A 16,072-nucleotide genomic window follows, 5' to 3' on the forward strand; every position below is an offset into this window, starting at 1 on the left:
CCAGGTTCCTGTCCTGAGGTCGTGGTGACGGGTGTCACCAGGAGAACGCGCCTTCGTCGTAGAGGTCCACTCCGAGGGCGGCCTTCCCCAGATATTCGAGGCATTCCTCGGGCTTGGCCGGCATCACGGCGCCGTACTGCATCTCGCGCAGCAGGCGCTCCAGGGGTTTGGAGCGGCTCACCGCGGCCGAGCCGCACATCGAGACGACCTTGCGATGCAGATCGGGGGCCAGGTCGCCGACGGCGTACTTGGCGGCGTGGACCATCGTGTTGGCCTCGATGCCGCCGCGCCCGCGATCGACGGCCTCGCCGGCCCGCTCGACCAGGCTGCGGGCGGCGAGCAGCCGGGCGGAGAGCCAGCCGAGGTTCCTTTGCAGGACGGCCGACCCGGCGCGCGCGGGCGAGGCGGCCACGTGGTCGGCCACGGCCTGGTAGAGCGCCTCGGCGATGCCCAGGTACGCTCCGGTGTAACCGGCGATCGTCCAGTGGGGTTCCCGGATCAGCTTGGGCAGCGACATGCCCTCGATCCCGAGGAAGAGCCGGGAGCGGGGGACGGTCACGTGGTCGAGCGTCATGTTGGCGGTGCTGGTGCCGTACATGGCGGTCAGATTGTGGATCTCTCCGAACGTGACCCCGCCGTCGTGCCTGCTCACCAGGAAGTGCGAGACGTTTCCCGGGTCGGCGGACCCCTCCGGCCTGGCGGGCACGGCGTAGTAGTCGGCGATGCCGGCGAGCGAGACGAACGACTTCTCGCCGGTGATGACGAATCCCTCGCCGTCGGGCGTCGGGTGGTAGCGGGTCGCCAGGCCGCGCATCTTGGCGCCGCCGACCGGCTCCGAGGCCGCGGAGGCGAACATCTTCCCGCCGTTCACCACCTCGTCGAACAGCCAGGAGCGGAACCGCTCGGCCATCGGGGGCAGCGGCGTGTCCGCCGACTCGCACAGGGCTCCGATGACGGCGCTGTGCATGTTGAGCCCGAGCGCGGCGGCGCCGTTGTGGAACCCGACGACGGACAGCACGCGCCAGTAGTCCGCGAAGCCCAGCCCCGCTCCACCCGCGCGCCGGGGCACCAGCAGCGTCAGGAATCCGGTGTCGGCCAGGATCCGGTAGGTCTCGCGGATGTCTCCGCGCCCGGCGTCGATGTCGGCGGCCAGCGGGGCGAGTTTCCGCCCGACCTGGTGGGCGGCCTGGAGAATGTCGTCGATGTTGTCGGGGAGTGTCATCTCGGCTCCTTCGACACCGCTGTCCGTTCAGCGGCGAGGGCCAGTCGGTCGATCTTCCCGCGGGCGTTGAGCGGGAAGGAGGTGACGGTGATCGTGCGGTCGGGGACCATGTACAGCGGGAGGTGGGTGCGCAGGTGCGCGAGGGCCTCCGGCTCGCCGGTCGTGCCCTGGACGTAGGCCCACAGCTCGCCGTCGTGCTCGCCGGTCTTGGCGACGACGGCGGCCGCCCGGACCCCGGGCAGGTCGAGCAGCACGCTCTCGATCTCTCCGAGGTCGACGCGGTAGCCGTGCCGCTTGACCTGGGAGTCCCGGCGGCCGTGCAGGACGAGCTCCCCGCCGGGCGTGAGCCTTCCCATGTCCCCCGTCGGGTAGGCGCGGCGCACGACGCCGTCGCGGAAGCGCGCCTGTCGCGCCGGGTCGCGCAGCACCCCGTCTTCCAGGTATCCCAGGAAGACCGTGGCGCCCGCGACGTGGATCTCCCCCTGGCCGGAGGTGGGCTCGCCCCCCTCGTCCAGGACTTCGACGACGTCGCCCGGAATGGCCGAGCCGACCGTGATCTCCTGTGCCGCCGTCCACGTCGGCGGTACCCGCAGGAAGGTGCACACGTTCGTCTCCGTCGGCCCGTAGAGGTTGTAGACCGGCCGCCCGTCGGCGAGGCGCAGATACTCCTCCAGCGCGGCCGGGGGGAAGGGCTCTCCCGCGTACAGCAGCGTCCGCAGCGAGGCCGGGAACGCCTCGCGCGCGCCGCCTCGCTCCAGCATCGCCACGTACAGCGAGGGCACGGCGTACAGGACGGTGATCTCCTGCTTGGCGAGCCAGGTGACGACGTCGGCGGGAAAGGCGCGCAGGCGTTCGGGCATCAGCACCGTGCACGCGCCCGCCGCGGCGGAGGAGAAGATGTCGAAGGTGGTGAGGTCGAAGGTCAGGACCGCCTGCGACCCGATCCTGTCGGTCTCCCGCAGGCTCGTCTCCCGAGCGGCCCAGAGGGCGAAGTGCGCGACGTTGGCGTGCGAGAGCAGGACGCCCTTGGGAACGCCGGTGCTGCCCGAGGTGAACAGCACGTAGCCGCCCGGCCCGGGAAGGGGGCCACCGGGCGGGATCCGCCGCGTGCGCAGGTGGCCGATGCCGTGTCCGATGTCATGGCCGATGTCATGGCCGGGCGCCTCCGAGCCGTCGGCTCCGGCCACCGTCCGGCCCAGCTTGTCCGACCCGGCGACGGTGAGCAGCTGGGAGATCCCCGCCTGCCGGAGCATGCGCCGGGTGCGGGTCACCGGGTTGCGGGTGTCGAGCGGCGCCACGACCGCTCCGGCGCGCAGACCGGCGTAGACGGCGAGAACCGCCTCGGCCGACTTGGGGATGAGGATCCCCAGCCGGTCGCCGGGAGCCAGTCCCCGTCCGGCCAGGCGCCGGGCCAGCTCCTCGACCGCGCGGTCGAGCTCCTCGTAGGTCCAGACCCGGTCTCCCTCCGCCAGCGCCGGGCGGTCGGGATGCCGCCGCGCCGACCGGGCCAGCAGCCCGTCCAGCCTTTCCCCGCTCATCGGGGAGACTCCTGGACCAGCAGGCGCAGGTGCCGGTCTCCCAGGTCGACCGTGACCGCGCCGGGGGCGGCGTGCCGCCGCGCGCGCACGGCGGAGTACAGCTGGACGAGCCCGGCCAGGCCGCCGAACTCCGGTACGTGCTCACCGTCGACGGGCGAGAGGGAGTCGCCGGGCGAGGCGGGGTCGCCGGGCGAGACAGGATGATCGGGCGAGACGGAGTCGTCGAGTAGGGCCGGGTCGTCGGGTGTGCCGCCGGCGTCCCGGATCAGGAACGCGACCGCGGCGTCCACGCGGGGAGCGGCGGTGGCGGGCCCCTCGCCGGTCAGCGCGGCGGTGGCACTCACCGGCCGCTCCGCGGCCGCCAGGTCGATGCCGATGAGCACGATCTGGGACGTCCCGTCGTCGAGGATCGCGTCGACGACGTCGAGGGCTCGGGCGCGCAGGTCGCCACGGGCCGACACGCAGGTCGTGGGGCCGGTGATCCCGTGGTCGCGGGCGACCACACCGAGGATCGTCGTCGGCACCGACTGGTAGAACAGCAGCGGGTTCTGCACCTGGCCGGAGGTCAGGAGCCGGCTGCCCAGGTCCGTGGTGACCGCGTCACCGATGGCCGACACCAGCACCAGGCCGGTTCTGGCCCCCTCCTCGTCGCCGAAGGGCTCTCCGCCCGTGACGCCGGACAGGCAACGATCGACGACGGCCTTGACCAGGGGACTGAAGGCCGACTCCACGAACCCCGGCACCCGGGGCAGCTTGGCCGGCTCGGCGGTGACCCCTCCCACGGTGGCCCCGGCCGGAACGACCAGGGCCTCCCCGGCGACGGTTCGTACGGCACATGTCGTGGTCACAGGCGCTCCAGGACGAGCGCGGTGTTCACCCCGCCGAACGCGGAGTTGGTCGTCACGGCGCGATTCACCTTCATCTCACGCGGCCCCTCGGTCACGTAGTCCATGTCACACGCCGGGTCCGGCGTGATGAAGTTGGCCGTCGGAGGCACCAGCCCGTGGCTCATGGCCAGCATCGTGATCACGGTCTCCACCGCCCCCGCGCCCTCCAGGGCGTGGCCCGTCGTGCTCTTGGTCGAGCTGATCGCGAGATGCCGCGCCCGATCCCCGAACACCCGGTGCAGCGCCGCGGTCTCCGAGGTGTCGTTGGACGGGGTGCCGGTGCCGTGGACGTTGACGTAGTCGACCGTGTCGGGGCTCAGGCCCCCGACCCGGAGCGCGGCCTCGATGGCCTGTGCCGTGCCGCGTCCTTCGGGGTGGGGCCGGCTGACGTGATAGGCGTCGGACGTGATGCCCCAGCCCGCCACCCGGGCGAGCACCGTGGCGCCCCGCGCCCGAGCCGAGGACCCGGACTCCAGGACCAGGCTCGCCACGCCGTCACCGAGCAGGAGACCGGTCCTCTCCTTGCAGAAGGGGCGGACGTGGCCGTCCTTGGCGAAGGCCCGCGCCGAGTCGAACTTGGCGAACAGCTCCTCCTCCACCAGATAGGCGCCGGCGACCAGGAGCGCGTCCGCCTTCCCCCGGCTGATGAGCCGGCTGGCGTGGATGATGGTGTCGGCCGACGCCACGCACGCGTTGGTGAAGGTCAGCCGCAGGGGGCCGAGGCCGAGATCGCCCCCCAGGGCGTGGGCCAGCTGGCAGGGCAGGCTGTCCGTGACGTGCGCGGTGTCGCCGCCGTTCGAGCGCCAGTAGCGGCTGACCGGCGTGTAGTCTCCCTGGCTGCCGACCAGCGCGCCGCCGATCGACGACGGGACGATCCCCGCCATGTCGATCGCGGCGTGCGAGCACGCCGTCAGCACGGCGAGTTGCCGGGGGGCGGCGTCCGCCCGGTGCGCCACGTCCGGCGCCGGCGGTCCGTCACCCTCGTAGACGGCCGCGCTGGAGCACCGGAAGCGGGCGGTGTCGAAGCGCCGGACGGGCTGGAAGGCCGGCCGGCCGGAGAACACCCCGTCGAGCAGGGCCTTCTCCCCGAAGCCGAAGGCGGTGAAGACGCCGAAGCCGGTGATGACGACGTCGTCGGGTGAGGGTCTCACCGGACGTCCCCCGCTTCCACCTCGTGCCCGCGGACCAGCGCGTTGACGTACTCCTTGATGCGCGTGATCGTGGAGAAGTCCTCGGCCCTGACGTCCCGGAGGTCGAGCTGTATCCCGTGCTCGGTGCGCAGGCTGTGCTGGAGCCAGGCCAGCGAGAACGAGTCGATGACGATCTCGGTGTGCTCGTCGGCGTCCTCGACGCCGGGAAGTGTCCTGCCCTCGATGAGGATCCTTCTGATGTCGCTCACGGTTAACATCGGACTCCAGCCGTCAGGCCCGCTCGCCGGCGTGCACCGCCGAGCGATACTTCACGACCTCGTCGACGAAGCCGCCGAGCGTCCCGCTCAGCAACTCGTCCATGGCCTCGTCGGGGAGGGTGATCTCGTACTCGCGCTCGAGCTGGACCAGCACCTCCAGCATGCTGATCGACTCCAGCCCGAGTCCCTGCGGGCCGACCGGCGTGCTCTCGCCGATATCGTCACCGAGGGTGATGCCCACCACGTCCTCGATGATATGGATGACAAAGGCTAAGATCTCCTGTTTTTCTGCGGACATCCGCATCTCCCCGTCCAACGACCGAAGGATTCGCATAACCTTTCGCGAATGCGTCGAGGATCTCGAAAAACGTCCCCGTGTGCCATAAATACACCCGATTTGTTATGGCCGCTTCCGATTACATGCCAATCCTACTTACATGGAAAGGGATCACTGATGTGATCTAGATCACACCGGCGACGGCGTGAAGTGAGCCGTCAAATCCGCCCCGTGGCTCAGGCCCAGGCAGTGGGTACGCCGGCGGGGCGGACGGGAACCCGCCTTCGCCGGGAGCGGTGGAGCGGGTGGCGGACCCGGCCTCCCACCGCCCTTCACCGCCCGCCATCCGGGCATACGCCCCGGTAGCCGGTCCCGGCCGGCGGCGCCCCGGGCCGTGGCCGTGACGCGCGCCCGCCGTGGCCGACCTGCTCACCGGCTCCACCGGAACGCCGCCGCACCGTCACGTTCGAATGGGAGCGTTCCATTGTTTCCCGTCTTATACGGCCGACGCCCCGCTATCCAGCGCCGTCATTCAAGGGGGTTTATATTGGATGGTTCCCCGCCGATGAGATCATCCGAGAAACGGTCCAACGGGGATCCTGTCGCCGCCATGTCGGCCACCCGGTGGGCACAATATATTCCGCTACTAGATTTTCCATCTCGGGATGGTCCATCTTTCACGGAAGCGCTTCGACGGGCGGGGAGATCCTTCGTCCCGACGGCCGTGATCACAACAGTCCGTAACATCGCCCGTGATCCCACCCACGGGCGATGATCGCGCAGGAGGGCGCGGATCGCCCCGGAGGGCCGGGGCGATCCGCGCCGCCGAGCTGGACGGCGTTCCCGATGCGGAAGGCCGAAAGGACGCGCCTCAGCCGGTGGGTGCGGGGCTGATCTGGAACAGGGCGGCCTTCCACTCGCCGTCGCGGCGGGTCAGCACGGTGGTGGCGAAGACCTTCAGGGTCTGCTTGTCCGTGCCGTTCACGAGCACGTCGATCTCCACGGTGGCGGTGTGGGCCGCGCTGCCGTCACCCAGCACGATCACGCGGTGGTCGCTCAGATCCGTGCGCGTGTAAGGGTTGCGGTTCTCGGCGAACCCCTTCAGGATCGCCTCCCGGTCGTCCACGATCCCCCACTGCGACACGCTCAGCGGCGTCTCGGTGAGGAAGCGGTCGTAGAACTCCGCGTCGCCGTTCCTGTTGGCCTCCCAGGCCCGCTCGGACAGTTCGATCAGCTCACGCTCGGTCTGCTCACGTTCGGGGCTCATCACCGTACTCCCTCTCGCTGACACCGGTTTAACCGGTGTCAGTGTTACACTCGATCCATGATCCTGGCAAACAGCATGGAGCTCGCCCCGCTCGACGGGCAGCGCTTCAGGTTCGACGCCGGCACGTTGTGCCTGGAGCTTCTCGTCACCGGAGGCGAGGGAGAGCTCGCGAGGTGGGAGCGGCTCCACACGCCCGGCGACCTCGCCGCCTGGATCCCGTACTCCAGGGTGGGCCTCGGCGACCTCGTCCAGGTCTCCGCCGACGAGCTCGCCGCCACGCTTCGCCTGCGCGCCGCCCTCCAGCGGCTCGCCGCGACCGCCGCCTCGGGCTCGCGCGCCTTCTCCGGGGCCGACCTCGCCACGATGAACGAGGCCGCCGCCGCGCCGCCGCCCGTCCCGGTCATCGGCCCCGCCCTGGAGCGTTCCTGGGTCTCCCCCGTCACCGGGACGCAGTTCCTCTCCGCCGTGGCCCGCGACGCCGTCGAGGTGTTCGGCGGACCGGCCCTCGACCGGATCAGGACGTGCGAGGGCGAGCGCTGCCCCATGCTCTTCCTCGACACCTCCCGCCCGGGGGCGCGACGCTGGTGCTCGATGGACCGCTGCGGCAACCGCTACAAACTCCGCACCCGCCGCGACCGCCATCCCTCGGGCTGACGACGACTCCCCACCCCGGAAAATCCGGCCGGCACCTCCCGCCCTCGCTCCCCGAAGCGGCGGGCCGAACCGCTCCGGGGGCGCGCCGGCCGGTCCGAGTAGTCTCCTGCTCGACACCCGCATCGTGACGCGCGGGGCTTGACGGCTCGTCCGGGCAGGTCACGACGTGGACACCCCCCTTTTTAGGAAGTGTGATGAGCTCACAGTCAGCGGGCCGTTTCGGCCTGGTCGGCAGCGGGTGGCGTTCGGAGTTCTTCGTGCGCCTGGCGAGGCAGTTGCCGGAGCGGTTGTCGGTGTCCGGCGTGGTGACCAGGTCGCGTGAGCGCGGCGCCGAGGTCGAGGCCGCCTGGGGCGTGCCGGCGTTCCGTTCCGTCGGGGAGATGCTCGCGGCCGAACGTCCCGAGTTCGTCATTCCCTCGGTGCCGTGGCCGGTCACCCCCGAGGTGACGAAGGAGCTGGTGGGGTTCGGCGTGCCGGTGCTGGCGGAGACTCCCCCGGCGGCCGACCTGGACGGGCTGCGCGATCTGTGGTCGGCCGTCGGGTCCAGCGGCCTGGTGCAGGTCGCCGAGCAGTACTCGCACATGCCGGGTCACGCAGCGAGGCTGGCGCTCGTCCGCGAGGGGGTCATCGGGCAGGTGACCTCCGTGCAGATCTCCTCGACGCACCTGTACCACGCCGTGTCCCTGATCCGGCACCTGCTCGGGGCCGGCTTCGGGGAGACCACGGTGACGGCGCGGTCGTTCACCGCCCCGCTGGCCGACCCGCTGTCCAGGGACGGCTGGACGGGCGACTCCACGCCGAAGGAGGCCGCCACCACGATCGCCACGCTGGAGTTCGCCGAGGGGATGGGGCTCTACGACTTCACCGACAACCAGTGGTGGAACCCCCTGCGCGCCCGGCGCGTCGTCATCCGGGGCTCGCTGGGAGAGATCGTGGACGACCGCGTGGTACGCCTGGCCGACCCGAGGACCCCGGTGGAGTCGTCGCTCACGCGGCGCCAGACCGGGATCGACCTGAACCTGGAGGGCCGCGAACTGGACCACATCAGTTTCGACGGGCGGGTGGTCTACCGCAACGACTACCGGGGCGCGCACTTCTCCGAGGACGACCTGGCCGTCGTCTCACTCCTGTGCGGGATGACGTCCTGGTGCCGGGGTGAGGCCCCGGAGCCCTACTCCCTGGCCGACGGCTGCCAGGACCATCTGGTCGGCCTGGCGATCGAGGAGTCGCTGCGTACCGCGACCAGCGTCACCACCGGCCGCGAGACCTGGGCCCGATAAGCCGGAAAGCGGTGGGCCGAAGAAGCGGTGGGCCGAGGAAGCGGTAAGCCCGAGACGCGAGGTGGAGAGCGCCGCCCGCCCGGTGGGGGGTTCGAAGCACGGGCGGGCGGCGCCGTTCGGGGGCCGCTCAGCTCAGGGAGAGCCGGAGCAGCAGATCCTTGACCTCCGTGGCGGCGATCCGGTCGCTGGCCACGGACGGGTCGGAGCAGAGCAGCACCGGCCCGTCGAGGGGGTTGTCGGGCAGGCGGCCGTGCGAGCCCCGGATGGCGCGGGCGCCCGCGTCGAGGCCGACGACGTTCATCGTGTAGCGCATGCCGGTCTTCTTGCGCAGCAGCGCCACGGCGGCCCTGCGCTTGGCGGCTCCGGGATCCGCCGGGTCGAAGAGCAGCTCGGCCGGGTCGTAGCCGGGCTTGCGGTGGATCTCGACCAGGTTGGCGAAGTCGGGCGCGCGGGCGTCGTCGAGCCAGTAGTAGTAGGTGAACCAGGCGTCGGGCTCGGAGACGAGGACCAGCTCTCCGGCGCGGGAGTGCGCCAGCCCGTTCCTGGCCTTGCCCTCCTCGTCGAGCACCTCGGCGACACCGGGCAGGCCCGCGCAGAGCTTGGCGACGGCCGGGATGTCGGCGGGGTCGGCGACGTAGACGTGGGCCACCTGGTGGTCGGCGACGGCGAACGCGCGAGACGTCCAGGGGTCGAGATACTCCATGCCGTCCTGGGTGTAGACCTCCAGCAGTCCCTCGGTCCGCAGCAGCCGGTTGATGTCGACCGGGCGGGAGACGTCGGTGATGCCGTACTCCGACAGCGCCACCACGGTGGTCCCGCGCGCGGCGGCGGCGTCCAGCAGGGGGGCCAGCACGGTGTCGAGCTCGGAGGCCGCGGCGGCGGAGCGCGGGTCGGACGGGCCGAACCTCTGCAGGTCGTAGTCCAGGTGCGGCACGTACGCCAGCGTCAGGTCGGGGTCGTGGTCCTTCATGATCTGCTCGGTGGCGCGGCAGATCCAGGTGGACGAGGCGATTCCCGCCCCCGGGCCCCAGTAGGTGAACAGGGGGAAGGCGCCCAGCTTGCCGGTGAGCTCCTCGTGCAGCCCCGGCGGGTAGGTGTAGCAGTCCGGATCCTTGCGCCCGTCGGCGCGGTAGATGGGCCGGGGGGTGACCGTCCAGTCGACGTCGGCGCCCATGGCGTACCACCAGCACACGTTGGCCACGGTGAAGCCGGGCCGCTCGCGCCGGGCGGCGTGCCACAGCTTGTCCCCGCCGACCAGCGCGTTGTGCTGGCGCCACAGGAAGACCTCGCCGAGCTCGCGGAAGTACCAGCCGTTGCCGACGACGCCGTGCTCGGTGGGCGCGACGCCGGTGAGGAAGGTCGACTGGGCCGAGCAGGTGACGGCGGGCAGCACGGTGCCGAGCTCGGCCTGGAAGCCGCCGTCGGCGACGGCGCGCAGCCTCGGCATGTGCGCCAGCAGTCTGGGGGTCAGTCCCACCACGTCGAGGACCAGCAACGATGTCATGCTTTCACTCCAAGATCGCGCATTTCTGCGCGGGCGAAGTCCAGCTCGTCGGCGATGCCCGCGGCGAGCTGATCGGGGGTCTGCGGGCGCAGCGCGGGTGGCAGCACGCCCCAGGTGTAGGTCTCCACGTCGAAGTGGTCGCAGAGCGGCTCGGGACCGCCGACCAGCTCCGCGAGGGCCTCTCGGAGTACCGGCACGGTGGTGCCCAGCGGCGCCTCCGGTGCGACGTGCAGCGGTACGTGGTAGTGGACCCGCCACGGTCCCGGCAGCTTCCGCTCGAACGCCTCGTCGAGGTCGTCGGCGTCGTCACCGGCCGCGTTGCGGGTCTGGTGCAGGAAGCGCGGCTCGACGTACTCGCGCAGGGTCTCCGGGTCGTCGCTCTCCAGGGCCGCGGAGACCTGGACCTTGACGATGGGCAGGCCCGCCTCGGCGTAGCGGCGCAGCGCGTCGGCGGGCCGCTCCCAGGCGCACGCCAGGTGGGCGAGGTCCAGGCAGATGCCGAGCCGGTCGGTGTCGACGCCGGACAGGGCGCGCACGGCCTGCCCGGTGGTCTCCACCACGCAGCCGGGCTCGGGTTCGAACGCCACCCGGATGACGCGGCCGGTGGCGGACTCGACGGCGGCGAGCCCGGTGGCGAGCTCGTCGAGCCTGCTCATGGCGAGACCGGACATCTCCTCGTCCCAGGGGTCGCGCCAGGCGAGCGGCAGCGTGGAGATCGATCCCCTGACGGCGTCGTCCGGCAGTAGGGCGGCCAGGATCCGCGCCAGGTCGAGGGTGTAGGAGAGCCGTTCGGAAGTCGTCCAGTCGGGGTGGTAGACCGCCTGCTTGACCACCGGGTCCTGGAACGAGCGGTAGGGGAAGCCGTTGAGCGTCACGACCTCCAGCTCCCGCGCGTCCAGCTCGCGGCGGAACCCGGCCAGAAGCGCGGGGTCGGCGGCGAGCGCGGCGGCGACGGGCGCGGCCAGCCAGAGCCCCAGCCCGAGCGTCTCGGCGCCGAGGCGGGCGCGGATCGGCACCGCGTACGTGTCCAGCTGCTCGACGATGCCGCCGAGGTCCTCGGCCGGGTGCACGTTGGTGCAGTAACTCAGGTGCAGCGCCTGGCCGCCCGGGTGGCGCAGCCGCATCAAGACCCTCCGCGCTTGATGGAGCTGCCCTCGAACGTGGGTTCTCGCGCTCCGGTGACCTCGGACAGGTCCAGGCGCCCCGACTGGCCGTAGAACTCCACGGGGTTGCGCCAGAGCACCCGGTCGACGTCGTCCTCGCTGAACCCGGCCTCCAGCATCGCCCTGCCGGTCTCCAGGGTGAGCAGCGGGTCGGACACGCCCCAGTCGGCGGCGGAGTTGACCAGCACCCGCTCCAGGCCGTGCTCGCGCAGGATCTCCACCATGCGGGGCGGCGACATCTTGGTCTCGGGGTAGATGGAGAAGCCCATCCAGCAGCCCGAGTCGTGCACGACGCCCGCGGTGACCTCGTTGAGGTGGTCGACGGCGACCCGTCCCGGCGCGATGCCGGACGAGGCGACGACGTCGAGGGTGCGCTGGGTGCCCCTGGCCTTGTCGCGGTGCGGGGTGTGCACGAGCGCGGGCAGCTCGTGGTCGACGGCCATCGCGAGCTGCCGTTCGAAGGCGTCGTCCTCCTCGGGGGTCATCGAGTCGTAGCCGATCTCGCCGACCGCGACGACGCGGTCCTTCTCCAGGTAGCGCGGGAGCAGGTCCAGCACGGGCCGGCAGCGCGGGTCTCCGGCCTCCTTGGGGTTCAGCGCGATGGTGGCGTGGTGCAGGATGCCGAACTGCCCGGCGCGGTACGGCTCCCAGCCGATCAGCGAGTCGAAGTAGTCGGTGAACGAGCCGGGGTTGGTACGGGGCTGGCCCAGCCAGAAGGCGGGCTCCACGACGGCCAGCACCCCGGCGGCGGCCATCCTGGCGTAGTCGTCGGTGGTGCGCGACGTCATGTGGATGTGCGGGTCGAAGATCCGCATCAGGCCTCCTTCTCGCTGTTCAGACGGTCGAGCAGTGCGGTCGCGTCGTCGGGGGTGTGCCGTCCGGCCGCGGTGCGTTCCTCGGCGAACGCGGCCAGCATCCCGGCCAGTTCGGCGTCGGCCCGCTCCTCCAGCCGGTCCACGGCGGCCAGCGGCACTCCCATGAACACGCACTTGAGCACCGCCTGCCGCCACATGGTCTGGTCGAGGTGGCGGGCGTACGGGCCGAGCGCGGCGGCCACGAGGCGGGTGTCGTTGGTGCGGATCGCGTCGTGCAGGAGCGGTACCGACTCCGTGCCGACGGGCAGCATCGGCAGGGCCTTGAGCACGGCGCGCTTCTCGTCGGCGTCGCCGTGGCGGTAGAGGTCGGCGACCTGCCCGGCCACCGCGTCCGGCGGGAGCGCGGCGAGGAGGACGGCCCTGGCCGCCTCGTCGGCGGTCCAGCCGGGTACGTCCGGCAGCGGCGCCCTTCCGGCGCGCCGTCCCGCGGAGGCGAAGTGCCGCGTGACGCTCTCGGGCTTGGCGGCGACGCTCTCCCTTGCGTCGGCCAGCCACTCCTGGTCGAGCGCCGCCAGCAGGCCGTCGGTCTGGATGGTCGGTTCCGGGGTCATGTGTTCGTCCCTTCGGCGGCGGCGCGCAGGAAGCTCAGGGATCGGGCGGCCACCTGCGGCGCGGCGTGCGAGTGGCGGGGCAGCTCGACCGCGACCAGGCCCCGGTAGCCGCAGCTTTCCAGGGCGCGCAGCACGGGCGGGAAGTCGATCTCCCCTTCCCCGAACTCCAGGTGCTCGTGCACCCCGCGGCGCATGTCGTCGATCTGCACGTTGACCAGGTGGCCGGCGACGGCCCTGACGCATTCGGGAACCGGGTCGGGTTCCAGGCAGCGGCAGTGGCCGATGTCCAGCGTGATGCCGAACCCCGCCGGCTCGCCGAGTTCGGCGTGGAGCTTCCGCCATTCGGCGATCGTCTCGACGAGCATGCCGGGCTCGGGTTCGAAGCCCAGCGGCACACCGGCGGCGCCGGCCTTCTCGGCGATCCGCGCGCAGCCGTCGACGAGCCTGGCCCAGGCCGTGGCCTCGTCGACCGTCTCCGGGCGCACGCCCGCCCAGAACGACACCGCCTCGGCTCCCAGGTCGGCGCCTATGGCGACCGCCCGGCTCAGGAAGTCCAGGCGCGCGTCCCGCTCGTCGTGCAGCAGCGTGGGGGCGTGCTTTTGCCACGGGTCCAGCAGGTAGCGGGCCCCGGTCTCGACGACCACGCCGAGGCCGAGGTCGCGCAGCAGGTCGGACACGGCCGCGACCCTGCGCGCCAGCCCCTCCTCGTACGGGTCCAGGTGGTCGTGGTCGAGCGTGAGGGCGACCCCCTGGTAGCCGAGGTCGGCGATGACCCGGAGGGCGTCGGCCAGGCGGTGGTTGGCGAACCCGTTGGTGCCGTAGCCGAACCGCGGCCCGGCACCCGCGCCTGCCCCGGAACCTGTCCCGGCGCCTGTCCCGGTGTCCGTGCCGACGCTCGTGCCCGTGTTCGCGCCGGTGTTCGTGTTCGCGTCGGTGCCGCCGGGGCTCACGTCGGGGACACCTTCCTGGCGAGGGCCCTGCCGAGCGGGACGGCCGCCGCGACCGCGACACCCTCGCGGATGGCGCCGCTGCGGGCGACGAGCGCGCCCTGCAGGGCGGGCAGCGCGACGATGCCGGTACCGACGGCGGCCCGCAGCCGGGAGGCCGACGGCTCGGCGACCGCCTGGGCCTGGGACAGGCCGAACCTGGCGGCGTACCAGCCGGTGAGCCCCGCCTGCACGGCCCACACCACCTGCGCCGCGCGCGCGGTCTGTGGCCTCGACGAGGCGTCGCCGCGTCCCAGGGCGGTGGCCACGGCGAGCGCGACGGTGCCCGCCAGGGTCGCCACGGGGAGGCTCCGGTCGGAGCCGGACACCTCGGCGCGCGACAGCGCGGTGAGCAGGTAGGTGTGGGCGGCGACGGTGAGGGCCGAGGGCAGCGCGTCCGCGACGCTCCGCCCCGGGGTGGCGCCCAGCAGCACGTCGAGGCCACGGCAGAGCGCCATCGCCAGGGGCCCCGCCGCCGTGTTCTTGGCCACCAGGTCGTACGACCAGACGGCGGCGGCGAGCGGGACGGCGACCGCCAGTGCCCGGCGACCGCCGGAGAGCCCGGCCGCCGCCAGGCCCGCGACGGTGAGCCCCACGGCCACCCCGAGCGCGGCGTCGGGTGACACGCGGCCGGACGGGATCGGCCGCTCCGGGCGTTCCACCGCGTCCAGGTGGCGGTCGGCCCAGTCGTTGGCGGCCATCCCCGCCCAGTACAGGCAGACCGAGGAGCACGCCAGGCCGAGGGTCCTGCCGCCGATCACCTGTCCGGCGGCGGCCCCGGCGACGACGTCACCGGGGACGGACAGGGCGGCGGGGGCGCGCACGAGCTCCATGAGGTCGCGCAGCGACGGCATCAGACCGGTTCCTCTCCGCCGAGGGTGCCGGCGAACTCGCGGAGCACCCGCCACTGGTCGGCCAGCGCGTGCGGTACCGCCCCGAGCGGGTCCTTGAAGAAGAAGGCCAGCTCGCCCAGCGGCCCGGTGCGGCCGGAGCGGTGCGCCGCCGCCGTGAGCCTCGCCAGGTCCAGGACCAGGGGCGCCGCGAGGGCGGAGTCGCAGCCGTGCCAGGTGAACTCCATACGCATGGGCGTACCCAGGAACCCCTCGAAGGTGACCAGGTCCCAGGCGGTCTTGAAGTCGCCGATGTCCTCTACGTACTCGATGCGGGTCTCGCCCTGCGGGGTGTAGCCGAGCGTCTCGCCCAGCACCCGCTGCTTGCTGGCGGCCTTGGCGGCGTTGGCGGCGGGATCGGCGAGGTTGGCGCCGTCTCCCCCGCCGAGGAGGTTCATTCCCGACCAGGTGCGGACCCGCAGGTTGCGCTGGGCGAACATCGGGGCGAGCACCGACTTGACGAGCGTCTCGCCGGTCTTGCCGTCGTGGCCTCCGTACGGCAGTCCCAGCAGGCCGGCGAGCCGGTCCAGGGCGGGCAGCCTGGCGCCCGTCGACGGGGTGAAGTCCACGTAGGGACAGCCCGCGCGGAAGGCGGCGTACGCCGTCAGGGCGCTGGGCGGCAGCAGGTCCCGCGAGGTGGCCAGCTCGGCCTCCAGCAGCTCCAGGTCGGCGTGGGCCGGATGGGGCTCGGGGGCCGGCTCGGTGGTCGAGACGTTGATGACGACGACCCGTTCCAGGTCGTGCCGCAGCCGGAACTCGGTGATGTCGGCGCCGATCAGCTCCGCGGTCGCGGCCTGGGTCTCGGCGAGCGGCACCTGCCTCAGGTTCTCCTCGACCCCGGCGAGCTCGTCGCGCAGGGCCTCGACCAGCCGGGCCGGTACGATCCCGGCTCCGGCCAGCGCGGCCGCCTTCTTCTCCAGCGGGGTCGGAACGATGTCGTGCCCGCCGAACACCAGGTCTCCCAGACCTGGCAGCCGGGCGCCGCGGAACTCGGGAAGTTCCGTGACGCAGCCCGTCGGCTGGGCGAGACCGGCGCGCACCGCTAGCGCTCCGATCACGCTCGTGACGGCGACGGACCCTCGTGCTCCTATCAGCCACACTCCCGTACGCATCTTGCCTCCTGTGGTGAGTCGACTCCTGGGGGATGACGGTTTTCATCCGCCCGGCCGAGGCCGGACGGCGCCGATGACATCACCATTTCGGCCGTCCGGTCGGAGGGGATGTCATCGGCGGGCATACGTGGTCGTTGAAGCGGAGGAGACGACCCCGCGGCGGGTCGGGCCGGACGGTCCGACCCGCTTGTGCAAGGAATCGTACGTTGTGCGGATATTACGGATATATCTCTCAGGGCTATATTTTTCCGTCAGACCTTCTCAACCTGCGGAATTCAGCCAGAAAGCCCCGCTGGAAACCTCAGCCCGAGGGGTTCGGCCCGATGATTTCGGCCCGGTTTTCGGTCTGAGGGTTTCGGACGCGGGTTCAGCCTGAGGGTTTCACTCCGAGGAGAAGGCGGCGTCGAAGGCGGTGGAGGGCGGGGTGATGGCGTTGAGCTTGCGGATGACGGCCAGCG

Annotated in this window: 16 protein-coding genes; 2 read left to right on the forward strand and 14 right to left on the reverse strand. The window is 71.9% G+C overall.

The window, feature by feature from the left end; translation table 11 throughout:
- Nucleotides 1–34: 34 nt before the first annotated feature.
- From ACSDR0_RS41920 to ACSDR0_RS41950, 7 genes are all read right to left on the reverse strand, one after another.
- Entirely contained in the window at nucleotides 35–1,222 is a 1,188-nt protein-coding gene (locus ACSDR0_RS41920) for an acyl-CoA dehydrogenase family protein (RefSeq protein ID WP_435294535.1), read from the reverse strand.
- Nucleotides 1,219–2,760, reverse strand: a complete 1,542-nt coding sequence (locus tag ACSDR0_RS41925) for an AMP-binding protein (RefSeq protein WP_435294536.1) — start codon at nucleotides 2,758–2,760, stop codon at nucleotides 1,219–1,221. Before ACSDR0_RS41925 ends, ACSDR0_RS41920 begins: the two co-directional genes overlap by 4 nt.
- Nucleotides 2,757–3,608 (reverse strand): hypothetical protein, encoded by an 852-nt coding sequence (locus ACSDR0_RS41930; RefSeq protein ID WP_435294537.1) that lies wholly within the window; start codon nucleotides 3,606–3,608, stop codon nucleotides 2,757–2,759. The genes ACSDR0_RS41925 and ACSDR0_RS41930 overlap by 4 nt, the downstream gene beginning before the upstream one ends.
- The gene (locus ACSDR0_RS41935; RefSeq protein ID WP_435294538.1) at nucleotides 3,605–4,798 is read right to left on the reverse strand and encodes a beta-ketoacyl-[acyl-carrier-protein] synthase family protein; all 1,194 of its coding nucleotides are present in this window, start codon (nucleotides 4,796–4,798) and stop codon (nucleotides 3,605–3,607) included. Before ACSDR0_RS41935 ends, ACSDR0_RS41930 begins: the two co-directional genes overlap by 4 nt.
- Nucleotides 4,795–5,046 (reverse strand): hypothetical protein, encoded by a 252-nt coding sequence (locus ACSDR0_RS41940; RefSeq protein ID WP_435294539.1) that lies wholly within the window; start codon nucleotides 5,044–5,046, stop codon nucleotides 4,795–4,797. Before ACSDR0_RS41940 ends, ACSDR0_RS41935 begins: the two co-directional genes overlap by 4 nt.
- Nucleotides 5,047–5,068: 22 nt before the next feature.
- Entirely contained in the window at nucleotides 5,069–5,389 is a 321-nt protein-coding gene (locus ACSDR0_RS41945; protein ID WP_435294540.1) for an acyl carrier protein, read from the reverse strand.
- An 814-nt stretch (nucleotides 5,390–6,203) separates the two neighbouring features.
- The gene (locus tag ACSDR0_RS41950; RefSeq protein ID WP_435294541.1) at nucleotides 6,204–6,599 is read right to left on the reverse strand and encodes a YybH family protein; all 396 of its coding nucleotides are present in this window, start codon (nucleotides 6,597–6,599) and stop codon (nucleotides 6,204–6,206) included.
- Nucleotides 6,600–6,656: 57 nt separating this feature from the next.
- On the opposite strand from ACSDR0_RS41950, the gene ACSDR0_RS41955 reads away from it, so the two are divergent.
- Together ACSDR0_RS41955 and ACSDR0_RS41960 are read left to right on the forward strand one after the other, a co-directional pair.
- Nucleotides 6,657–7,253, forward strand: a complete 597-nt coding sequence (locus ACSDR0_RS41955) for a CGNR zinc finger domain-containing protein (protein WP_435294542.1) — start codon at nucleotides 6,657–6,659, stop codon at nucleotides 7,251–7,253.
- A gap of 194 nt (nucleotides 7,254–7,447) precedes the next feature.
- Nucleotides 7,448–8,533, forward strand: coding sequence for a Gfo/Idh/MocA family protein (locus tag ACSDR0_RS41960; RefSeq protein WP_435294543.1), 1,086 nt, complete (start codon nucleotides 7,448–7,450; stop codon nucleotides 8,531–8,533).
- Nucleotides 8,534–8,660: 127 nt separating this feature from the next.
- Here the strand turns inward: ACSDR0_RS41960 and ACSDR0_RS41965 are convergent, their stop codons facing one another.
- The 7 genes from ACSDR0_RS41965 to ACSDR0_RS41995 are packed head-to-tail and all read right to left on the reverse strand — an operon-like array spanning nucleotide 8,661 to nucleotide 15,614.
- Complete coding sequence (locus ACSDR0_RS41965; protein ID WP_435294544.1) at nucleotides 8,661–10,037, reverse strand: alkaline phosphatase family protein; 1,377 nt, start codon at nucleotides 10,035–10,037, stop codon at nucleotides 8,661–8,663.
- Nucleotides 10,034–11,161 (reverse strand): metabolite traffic protein EboE, encoded by a 1,128-nt coding sequence (eboE, locus tag ACSDR0_RS41970; RefSeq protein ID WP_435294545.1) that lies wholly within the window; start codon nucleotides 11,159–11,161, stop codon nucleotides 10,034–10,036. The genes ACSDR0_RS41965 and eboE overlap by 4 nt, the downstream gene beginning before the upstream one ends.
- Nucleotides 11,161–12,015 (reverse strand): TatD family hydrolase, encoded by an 855-nt coding sequence (locus tag ACSDR0_RS41975; RefSeq protein ID WP_435294546.1) that lies wholly within the window; start codon nucleotides 12,013–12,015, stop codon nucleotides 11,161–11,163. Before ACSDR0_RS41975 ends, eboE begins: the two co-directional genes overlap by 1 nt.
- On the reverse strand, nucleotides 12,015–12,626 hold the full coding sequence (locus tag ACSDR0_RS41980) for an EboA domain-containing protein (protein WP_435294547.1): 612 nt from the start codon (nucleotides 12,624–12,626) through the stop codon (nucleotides 12,015–12,017). Before ACSDR0_RS41980 ends, ACSDR0_RS41975 begins: the two co-directional genes overlap by 1 nt.
- Nucleotides 12,623–13,576 carry a sugar phosphate isomerase/epimerase family protein gene (locus tag ACSDR0_RS41985; protein WP_435294548.1) on the reverse strand — a complete coding sequence of 318 codons (954 nt, stop codon included), beginning with the start codon at nucleotides 13,574–13,576 and terminating at the stop codon, nucleotides 12,623–12,625. The genes ACSDR0_RS41980 and ACSDR0_RS41985 overlap by 4 nt, the downstream gene beginning before the upstream one ends.
- The gene (locus ACSDR0_RS41990) at nucleotides 13,573–14,466 is read right to left on the reverse strand and encodes an SCO3242 family prenyltransferase (RefSeq protein WP_435294549.1); all 894 of its coding nucleotides are present in this window, start codon (nucleotides 14,464–14,466) and stop codon (nucleotides 13,573–13,575) included. The genes ACSDR0_RS41985 and ACSDR0_RS41990 overlap by 4 nt, the downstream gene beginning before the upstream one ends.
- Entirely contained in the window at nucleotides 14,466–15,614 is a 1,149-nt protein-coding gene (locus ACSDR0_RS41995) for an inositol-3-phosphate synthase (protein WP_435294550.1), read from the reverse strand. Before ACSDR0_RS41995 ends, ACSDR0_RS41990 begins: the two co-directional genes overlap by 1 nt.
- Nucleotides 15,615–16,072 lie beyond the last annotated feature (458 nt).

The organism is Streptosporangium sp. G11, assembly GCF_051192615.1.
GTDB lineage: Bacteria > Actinomycetota > Actinomycetes > Streptosporangiales > Streptosporangiaceae > Streptosporangium.

Excerpts from the sequence above, each read along its gene's own strand:
- ACSDR0_RS41920 (WP_435294535.1), bottom strand. The coding sequence starts at position 1,222 with ATGACACTCCCCGACAACATCGACGACATTCTCCAGGCCGCCCACCAG.
- ACSDR0_RS41925 (WP_435294536.1), bottom strand. The coding sequence starts at position 2,760 with ATGAGCGGGGAAAGGCTGGACGGGCTGCTGGCCCGGTCGGCGCGGCGG.
- ACSDR0_RS41945 (WP_435294540.1), bottom strand. The coding sequence starts at position 5,389 with ATGCGAATCCTTCGGTCGTTGGACGGGGAGATGCGGATGTCCGCAGAA.
- ACSDR0_RS41950 (WP_435294541.1), bottom strand. The coding sequence starts at position 6,599 with ATGAGCCCCGAACGTGAGCAGACCGAGCGTGAGCTGATCGAACTGTCC.
- ACSDR0_RS41955 (WP_435294542.1), top strand. The coding sequence starts at position 6,657 with ATGATCCTGGCAAACAGCATGGAGCTCGCCCCGCTCGACGGGCAGCGC.
- ACSDR0_RS41960 (WP_435294543.1), top strand. The coding sequence starts at position 7,448 with ATGAGCTCACAGTCAGCGGGCCGTTTCGGCCTGGTCGGCAGCGGGTGG.
- ACSDR0_RS41965 (WP_435294544.1), bottom strand. The coding sequence starts at position 10,037 with ATGACATCGTTGCTGGTCCTCGACGTGGTGGGACTGACCCCCAGACTG.
- eboE (WP_435294545.1), bottom strand. The coding sequence starts at position 11,161 with ATGCGGCTGCGCCACCCGGGCGGCCAGGCGCTGCACCTGAGTTACTGC.
- ACSDR0_RS41975 (WP_435294546.1), bottom strand. The coding sequence starts at position 12,015 with ATGCGGATCTTCGACCCGCACATCCACATGACGTCGCGCACCACCGAC.
- ACSDR0_RS41980 (WP_435294547.1), bottom strand. The coding sequence starts at position 12,626 with ATGACCCCGGAACCGACCATCCAGACCGACGGCCTGCTGGCGGCGCTC.
- ACSDR0_RS41990 (WP_435294549.1), bottom strand. The coding sequence starts at position 14,466 with ATGCCGTCGCTGCGCGACCTCATGGAGCTCGTGCGCGCCCCCGCCGCC.
- ACSDR0_RS41995 (WP_435294550.1), bottom strand. The coding sequence starts at position 15,614 with ATGCGTACGGGAGTGTGGCTGATAGGAGCACGAGGGTCCGTCGCCGTC.